The organism is Alteromonas sp. BZK5, from assembly GCF_014349115.1.
GTDB classification, from domain to species: Bacteria; Pseudomonadota; Gammaproteobacteria; order Enterobacterales; family Alteromonadaceae; genus Alteromonas; species Alteromonas macleodii.
Genome location: NZ_JACSOE010000134.1, coordinates 1 through 6,291, shown reverse-complemented (window position 1 = coordinate 6,291; position 6,291 = coordinate 1). Strand labels below are relative to the sequence as shown.

General features: G+C 42.7%; 6 protein-coding genes. 1 reads left to right on the top strand and 5 read right to left on the bottom strand.

Annotation, left to right across the window (positions count from 1 at the left end):
* The first annotated feature begins 98 nt into the window (after positions 1-98).
* Complete coding sequence (locus BIZ39_RS19905; RefSeq protein ID WP_187447841.1) at positions 99-662, top strand: hypothetical protein; 564 nt, start codon at positions 99-101, stop codon at positions 660-662.
* 73 nt (positions 663-735) lie between these two features.
* Here the strand turns inward: BIZ39_RS19905 and BIZ39_RS19900 are convergent, their stop codons facing one another.
* From BIZ39_RS19900 to BIZ39_RS19880, 5 genes are all read right to left on the bottom strand, one after another.
* Positions 736-1,032 (bottom strand): RNase H1/viroplasmin domain-containing protein, encoded by a 297-nt coding sequence (locus BIZ39_RS19900; protein WP_080986439.1) that lies wholly within the window; start codon positions 1,030-1,032, stop codon positions 736-738.
* Between the two features lie 65 nt (positions 1,033-1,097).
* Positions 1,098-1,505 carry a DUF2787 family protein gene (locus tag BIZ39_RS19895; protein ID WP_187447840.1) on the bottom strand — a complete coding sequence of 136 codons (408 nt, stop codon included), beginning with the start codon at positions 1,503-1,505 and terminating at the stop codon, positions 1,098-1,100.
* 200 nt (positions 1,506-1,705) lie between these two features.
* The gene (locus BIZ39_RS19890; protein ID WP_049588290.1) at positions 1,706-2,152 is read right to left on the bottom strand and encodes a DUF6641 family protein; all 447 of its coding nucleotides are present in this window, start codon (positions 2,150-2,152) and stop codon (positions 1,706-1,708) included.
* 18 nt (positions 2,153-2,170) lie between these two features.
* On the bottom strand, positions 2,171-4,204 hold the full coding sequence (locus BIZ39_RS19885; protein WP_069944858.1) for an AAA family ATPase: 2,034 nt from the start codon (positions 4,202-4,204) through the stop codon (positions 2,171-2,173).
* 7 nt (positions 4,205-4,211) lie between these two features.
* Positions 4,212-5,108, bottom strand: a complete 897-nt coding sequence (locus BIZ39_RS19880; protein WP_187447839.1) for a tyrosine-type recombinase/integrase — start codon at positions 5,106-5,108, stop codon at positions 4,212-4,214.
* Positions 5,109-6,291 lie beyond the last annotated feature (1,183 nt).

Below are 6,291 nucleotides of genomic sequence, written 5' to 3'. Positions count from 1 at the left end.
TTCGGCTGTGAAGCACGGTTAGATATAGAACGCATCTCCTTAAACGAAGATAGCCTCAAACACTAAACGAATCACAACGGTCTATATTGATCGCTTACGTGGTTGAGTTATTACGGGAGTCGAAAACCCAACCAAAGAATCAGGAGGCCTTAGCTGGCATATCTCGACATAAATTCACAGAAATTTATTTGTTCTTCGATCTTGAATACAATGATGATAAATTTTCCTTTGAAACGCTAGAGACATTCATTAATCTTTATTCAGATGAGACTGATTTAGGATACGCTTTCATCAACTATCCTATGGTCGAAGCTACAAGGCATGTAAAAACTCCAGAATCATTTTTATCGAGCCAAATTAGCGTAAGTAGCTGTAGAGGCAAAATATACAAACGCCTTTCAGCTGAAGAGGGAACAAAAGAGTTAAGTGATGCGAGAAAGATAACTCATTCTGACTGGATACAATTAGCGTGTATAAATCATAAAAAAGCTTGTCTTATAACGAACGAAGAGCATGAAACACTTACCAGTCAACTGTCGATATTATTATCACAGAAAAGAAAGGTACAAACGTCAGAAATCATCTTCATTTTGGCAGGTTTACCTCTATTTCTCGTCCATCATTTTGGACTATCGCTCATAAACTCATTATCTACCGAATAACCGAGCGGTTGTAATATAGACGGCATGGAACGACAGAGGTTATCTGTACAGCTCCATGCACTTGACGTTCTAGCTAGTCCAAATTCCAAGGTGGAACGTCAACGCCGGTAATAACACCCGGCTTTGTCTTTTTAACTTTTTGGGGTTTGTTTTCTGATTCAGTCACTACCTTAGCCTCCTTGAGAAAGCATCTATAGGCACGCCTTGCCTCTAATAGTGACGGAAAACCTTTATAACGGTTTCCGCTGTAACCTTTGACTTGAGCTTCAGCTTCTTTCCACGTTTCGTACACTCCTGGCTCTCGACCCACAAAGACAGAATAGGCCGCTTTCTTACTGGTAACATTGAGATTGGAAACACATCTCGACACAATATTTATCCTCACTGTTTTTCAATGCTCCTTATCTGTTTACAGTTTTAAAAAAAGTGCCTAGTCTATTCTGAGATGTTTATCGAAAACGCTTCCAACTCAATCCAGTAATGCAGAAAATTACCTTCCCATATCTGATACATATCGGTTGCCTGTTCGATAGGAAAAACGCCGAAAAGGTTTTGAAATACGCCTGCTTGGAAATCAAAGTCGAGGTCTTTTGCTAACTCTGCATAGGGGCCACTCCCGACGTAAGCGAAGTCTGTGATATAGCACAGGCGCCAAGTGTTATTCTGCCGTTCCAGTCTAATTTCGACAGGATGAAAACCTCCATTCTCGGCTGAGTAAGTCGGGTCACGAAAGTTAATAGTTACACTATTACCCAAAATGCCCTTTTCGTTCAGCATAACCGTTATTGCGTTAGTAAACTTGTGGGTAACAGGCAAAGCTAGCCCTTCGCTGTGAATGCGCATAATTTGGTTCCTTGATGTTAATTTGAAATAGGTTGGCTTTTTTGTCGAAGCGAGCCGCATAAAAAGCTAATTTAGTCGTATTGGCAGCGTTAAGTTGCTTGTTGAAATAAGGCTTGATTGTTCGTTATTTGATTTATTACTGCCGCATTATTGAAAGAGAAAGGGCGACACTGATTATCACCCTTTCAACGGCTCTACTTTTATTGACTTTTCGGCCCCGCCTTTTTAGGAACAACTGGTTTGAGTAGAGCACTATCAAGCTCACCTTTTTCAATCGCCTGTATAACGGTATCGATAATCTCAGGTAGCTTGGCTTTATCGCCAACATCTATCGCAGGTTTACCTTTTTGAAGTTCAATAGGTTTATTACCTACTTTTATTTCAAGATAGTAGTATTCGTCGCTATCGTAATACCACGGTCGAACAGTGGTGGGTCTGCGCTGAGTGGTGATTTCACCTGTTTCAGGGTTCTTAACTTTCTTTTCCTTAAACGCCTCAAAACGTTTGTTGTCGATAAGGCATTGCGCCATCTCTTTTTGTTGCTCTAGCCTTTCAATAAGCTTTAAACGCTTACCGATAACGGGAGGTTTGGGCTCAATTTTAGGGCGAGCGATGACCTTGAGCGAACTCAATACGGATGTAGACATAGTGTTTACCTCTATGGGTTAGTGAGGGCGAATAAAGCCCGGTTGGGGTTTGGTTTGCTTACGTTGGTTTTCTTCTGCCAATAAGTTGATGGCAAAATCTCTAATTGAAGCGTTAGGACGAAACTTGGTGCGGCGCGCCAAGATGGCAAAGTCACCTGGAGTCAGGTATTTCAGTTGAAGCAGCGTTGCACTTTCTGACTCGCTTAGTCTTTTAATTCCTGTTATCTGTTTATAAAGCTCTAGTACTTGCACTGAAGTTAAGTATTGGCAATCAAGCTTGAAGTCGAAACGACGCAATACCGCTTTATCTAGTTTGGTGGCAAAGTTTGTAGCGGCAAACAAGGGCTGCGTGAAACACTCTATTTGCGTTAGAAACTCATTAACGAACTGAAGTTCATGTTGAGTATTTAGTCCTTCACGAGCACTGAGTAAGCTGTCAACTTCATCAAGAAGGATAACCTGCTCTTCTGCGTGTGCGCGCTGGAAGAGTTCAGCAACTTTCTGTTCGCTTTCGCCAACCCATTTACTTAATACGTCCGAGCATTTAACCCGCGAGAGCTTTCTATTGTTTAACTCAGCGAGATAATGCGCATAGGCGGTTTTCCCTGTTCCTGGAGGACCAGAGATTAACGTACGACTAGGTAGATTGTGCTTAAGTGCATAAGTAATATCCTCAAGGTAGGCTTGTGGCTGCTTGATGTTAAGGTAGCTTACTTCAAACGGAATTTCGCCTTTGTAGTTAAGCTTGTCTTGCCACTGCTCTGTCGCGCGGAGAGAGTACTCGACGACATCGTTTACCACTGTTTCTGCATCAACGCTCTTTGCTTTAATGGTGTGCGCAATGTGAGTTGCATTGGCCACTATCGCAGGCGTGATATTCTCTACCTGACTGATTTGCTTTCGAGCAGCAAGAGACACACCTAACCCGCGATAGTAAAAGCGCGTAACGCTTTCTATTTCTTCAGGTTTCAATGAAGGTACATCAATGGCGAGCTTGAACCTTCTGATAAAGCTGGCTTCAAGGCTCTGCACATAATTGGTTATCCAAATGCAAGGGATATCGTTGTACTCGATAAAACGCTGTAGGTGCTCTTTACTGTATTGGCTATCAACATTTTCAAATAAGCCCTCACACTCGTCGACTAACATCATAGCGTTAGATTTGTTAGTGAGTAATGAGTTGAGCAAAGAAAGATAACGAAGCCTGTCCTTGTTAGGGAAGCGACTGTTAAACTCATCATCGGCATAGTTGCTAGCTAGTGCCGTAGAGCGGATTTCATAAAGCGTTCTACCACAACTTTTCGCTAGTGCTCGAGATAATTCCGTTTTGCCTGTTCCAGATTCACCATACAGCAATACACTTGTACCCACGGTTCTGGCTTGTGTAGCAGCATTTAAGTATCGCGCTAGAAGCTCTGTATTGACATGTGGAAAATCCTTGAGCCCAAATGCAGCGTTAGGGGACGGGTGAAGCAGCGGCTCGACCAGCATTTCTCTAGAAGTTATTTTTTCAGTAAGTAACTTACGGACAAGCACCTTAGGCATTTCACCAAAATCATACGATAAAAAATCCACATCCGGTAAGAAACCATATTGATTCAATCGCGCTGTAGCATGAGCAAACTGCTCGTCATTAACACCTGTTATGTCTTTAACAATTTCATTCAGAGACAAATGGTTAGCTTGTAAATGCACGGATGAAGCTAACGCCCTTAACCACTGATTTACTTGTGAGAGCAAGGTGAACTGAACAAGCAAATCGGTTTGTTTCGGTAAATCCATTAGGCTTCTGATGAAACTACAGTTGTCTTGAAACGTTTTGGTAACCTTAGGTTGCCTATCGCTTATAGTTAAGCATGCTTTATAGTTGACGCTTTCATTTCTGTCTTTGAAAAACGGTACGCTTGAAACACTGCTCCCGCGCAGATTAGACGCAAGGCTTTTACTAAGTACATCGGTATCAACTGATGGCAAATATCGAAGTAGCCGCTTGCCCCACTCACACGCAAGATAATGCAACTCACCAGACTTTCTTAACACTTTATGAGACATATAGACCTCACAATTTGTAGGAAAGTAAGGAGGCAGCTTGTTGCATGACCTTTTCACTGCGTTTGTCATACATAATCGTCGTACTGATATCTGCATGCCCTGCCATCTGTCGAACGGTATTTAAATCGACATTCTGCTCGAGTAAACGCGTGATAAAAGTACGCCGAAGGTCGTGCGGTGACGCTCCCTCAATGCCAATGGCGGACAGTGATTTACGAATTAGAGAATAAACAGCGCATGAAGATAAATGAGTATCGTGTTGGATGTTCCCACCTCTCGCTACTCTGTGAAACAAATAACCTTTGTGTTTACCACGTAACGCTAGCCATTCGTTTAGCGCGTGCTGCGCCCATTCCGGTAAGTGAACGGTACGGCTCTTGTTCCCCTTTCCTTTTCTCACGATAAGCGCCGAGCCTGCTACATAGTCTTGAAGTAATAGCGCAACTAGCTCACTTCGTCGTAGCCCCGTTCCTAGAAGTGTTGCCAATACAGCATAATTGCGGATACCGAGTACGGACGTATTTTGCTTCAAATGTGCGAATAGCGTTTGAACCTGCTTAACCGAAAGCGGCTTACCGTCATGCGCGCCGTGGCTCACTTTGCTGATAGCACGGAGCTGAACTAATTGCATTTCAGGCGCCATACCTGACATAACGGCAACGCCTACAATACTGCGTATTGCTGTCATTGCTCTGTTTATAGACCGTGCTGACCAGCCATTAGCAATAAGCAATGCTTTGATATGACTAGCCTGCTGAAAGTCTATCTTGTGGTACATCATCTCACGCTTTTTTTCGGGCCAACGTAGCAAATCGGCGATACTATTTAGCTGTGAAGCAATAGAGCGCTGACTATTAGGCGCAAGTCGACCTAAATACAGCGCATAGGGGCATGCTGCATTCATAAAATGCTCCGATATTTAGTTTAAAAGTATTGAAATAGAATGGAATTGCTGTGAAAAGCTGAATATATGATAGCGAGGCTTTGTGAGAGGTTATACGGCTGTTTTGTACCAGTGTAGTGAAGCTAAGGTACGCAGGCACCTTAGCTTTTAAAGTTTATTGTTATTGCTTCAAGAAGGTTTCAACGAACTCCTTTTGGGTACATCGCCCCCTCTTACTAACCCACTTACGAAAAGGGCTGCAAAAGTGCTTGAGGTACTTGATAGAGGGTCCATAATCCCAGCTGTATTCCCCGGAATGAATATCTATTCGATGACGAGCCATCAACCTTCTCAGCTTTCTCCGCTCATTATCACTTTGCTGAGCAGCAATAACTTGATGAGCACCCAAGTTCTTAATACAGTTTAGTAATCTGAAGTCTAACTGAGTCGATGTAAATAACTTATCGAGGTCGTAGATAAACAAATTGTCGAGAGCTATATGCTTATCAACTAGTGAAATCAGCTCCTCCCAACAGGTTGCATTCTTCAGTTTTACTTTCTTCTCGATGCGGGTGCAAGGCTTGTTTAGACTGGGTGCACTCGGTCTGCCAGACCTCAAGAGTTTTTCGTTTCGGCTGTACGCTGTGACTCTGACTGCGGACCGCAAACTTCCGATACCTACTCCTGTTAGTGATCCATTTTCAACATAAAACGCACTTTTTTTGCTTCCGCGTAGCTCAACGCCAATTGACCCAAGCGGGCGAAAGAAATCAGTCGCTAGATGAAACATTGATATACTGAACAAGGGAGTGAAGCCTTGCCTCTTATTACATTTTCGGGTGAGATATTTAAACCAGAAACGAGCAACGTCATAGTGATATCTGGTTAGCGGAAAACCTTTCAACTGAATTAGAAGCTTTTCATCGATAGAGTATCTGTAACCAGTGCTTATAACTAAACAAGGTGTTTCAGTGTTTACCTTTCCATATTGAAATTCTTTGCACAGCGGCAGAATTACACTCTGCTGGTAACTTCTAGAGCGCTTCATGATGGCGTATGGTGAACAATGGTTCTTGAACGAAAGCTTTTCCACACATTTGAACAAAGATTGCTCAAATTGGGCCAAGTTTTCATTTGATAGCCCGGTCACTAAAATGTTTAGGGCGTCTATGTCGACATTGATTGTATTTCCGCGCATATTAAA

Bases quoted from the DNA above. Each gene is read 5' to 3' on its own strand.
- BIZ39_RS19895 (WP_187447840.1), bottom strand. From the start codon at position 1,505: ATGCGCATTCACAGCGAAGGGCTAGCTTTGCCTGTTACCCACAAGTTT.
- BIZ39_RS19890 (WP_049588290.1), bottom strand. From the start codon at position 2,152: ATGTCTACATCCGTATTGAGTTCGCTCAAGGTCATCGCTCGCCCTAAA.
- BIZ39_RS19885 (WP_069944858.1), bottom strand. From the start codon at position 4,204: ATGTCTCATAAAGTGTTAAGAAAGTCTGGTGAGTTGCATTATCTTGCG.
- BIZ39_RS19880 (WP_187447839.1), bottom strand. From the start codon at position 5,108: ATGAATGCAGCATGCCCCTATGCGCTGTATTTAGGTCGACTTGCGCCT.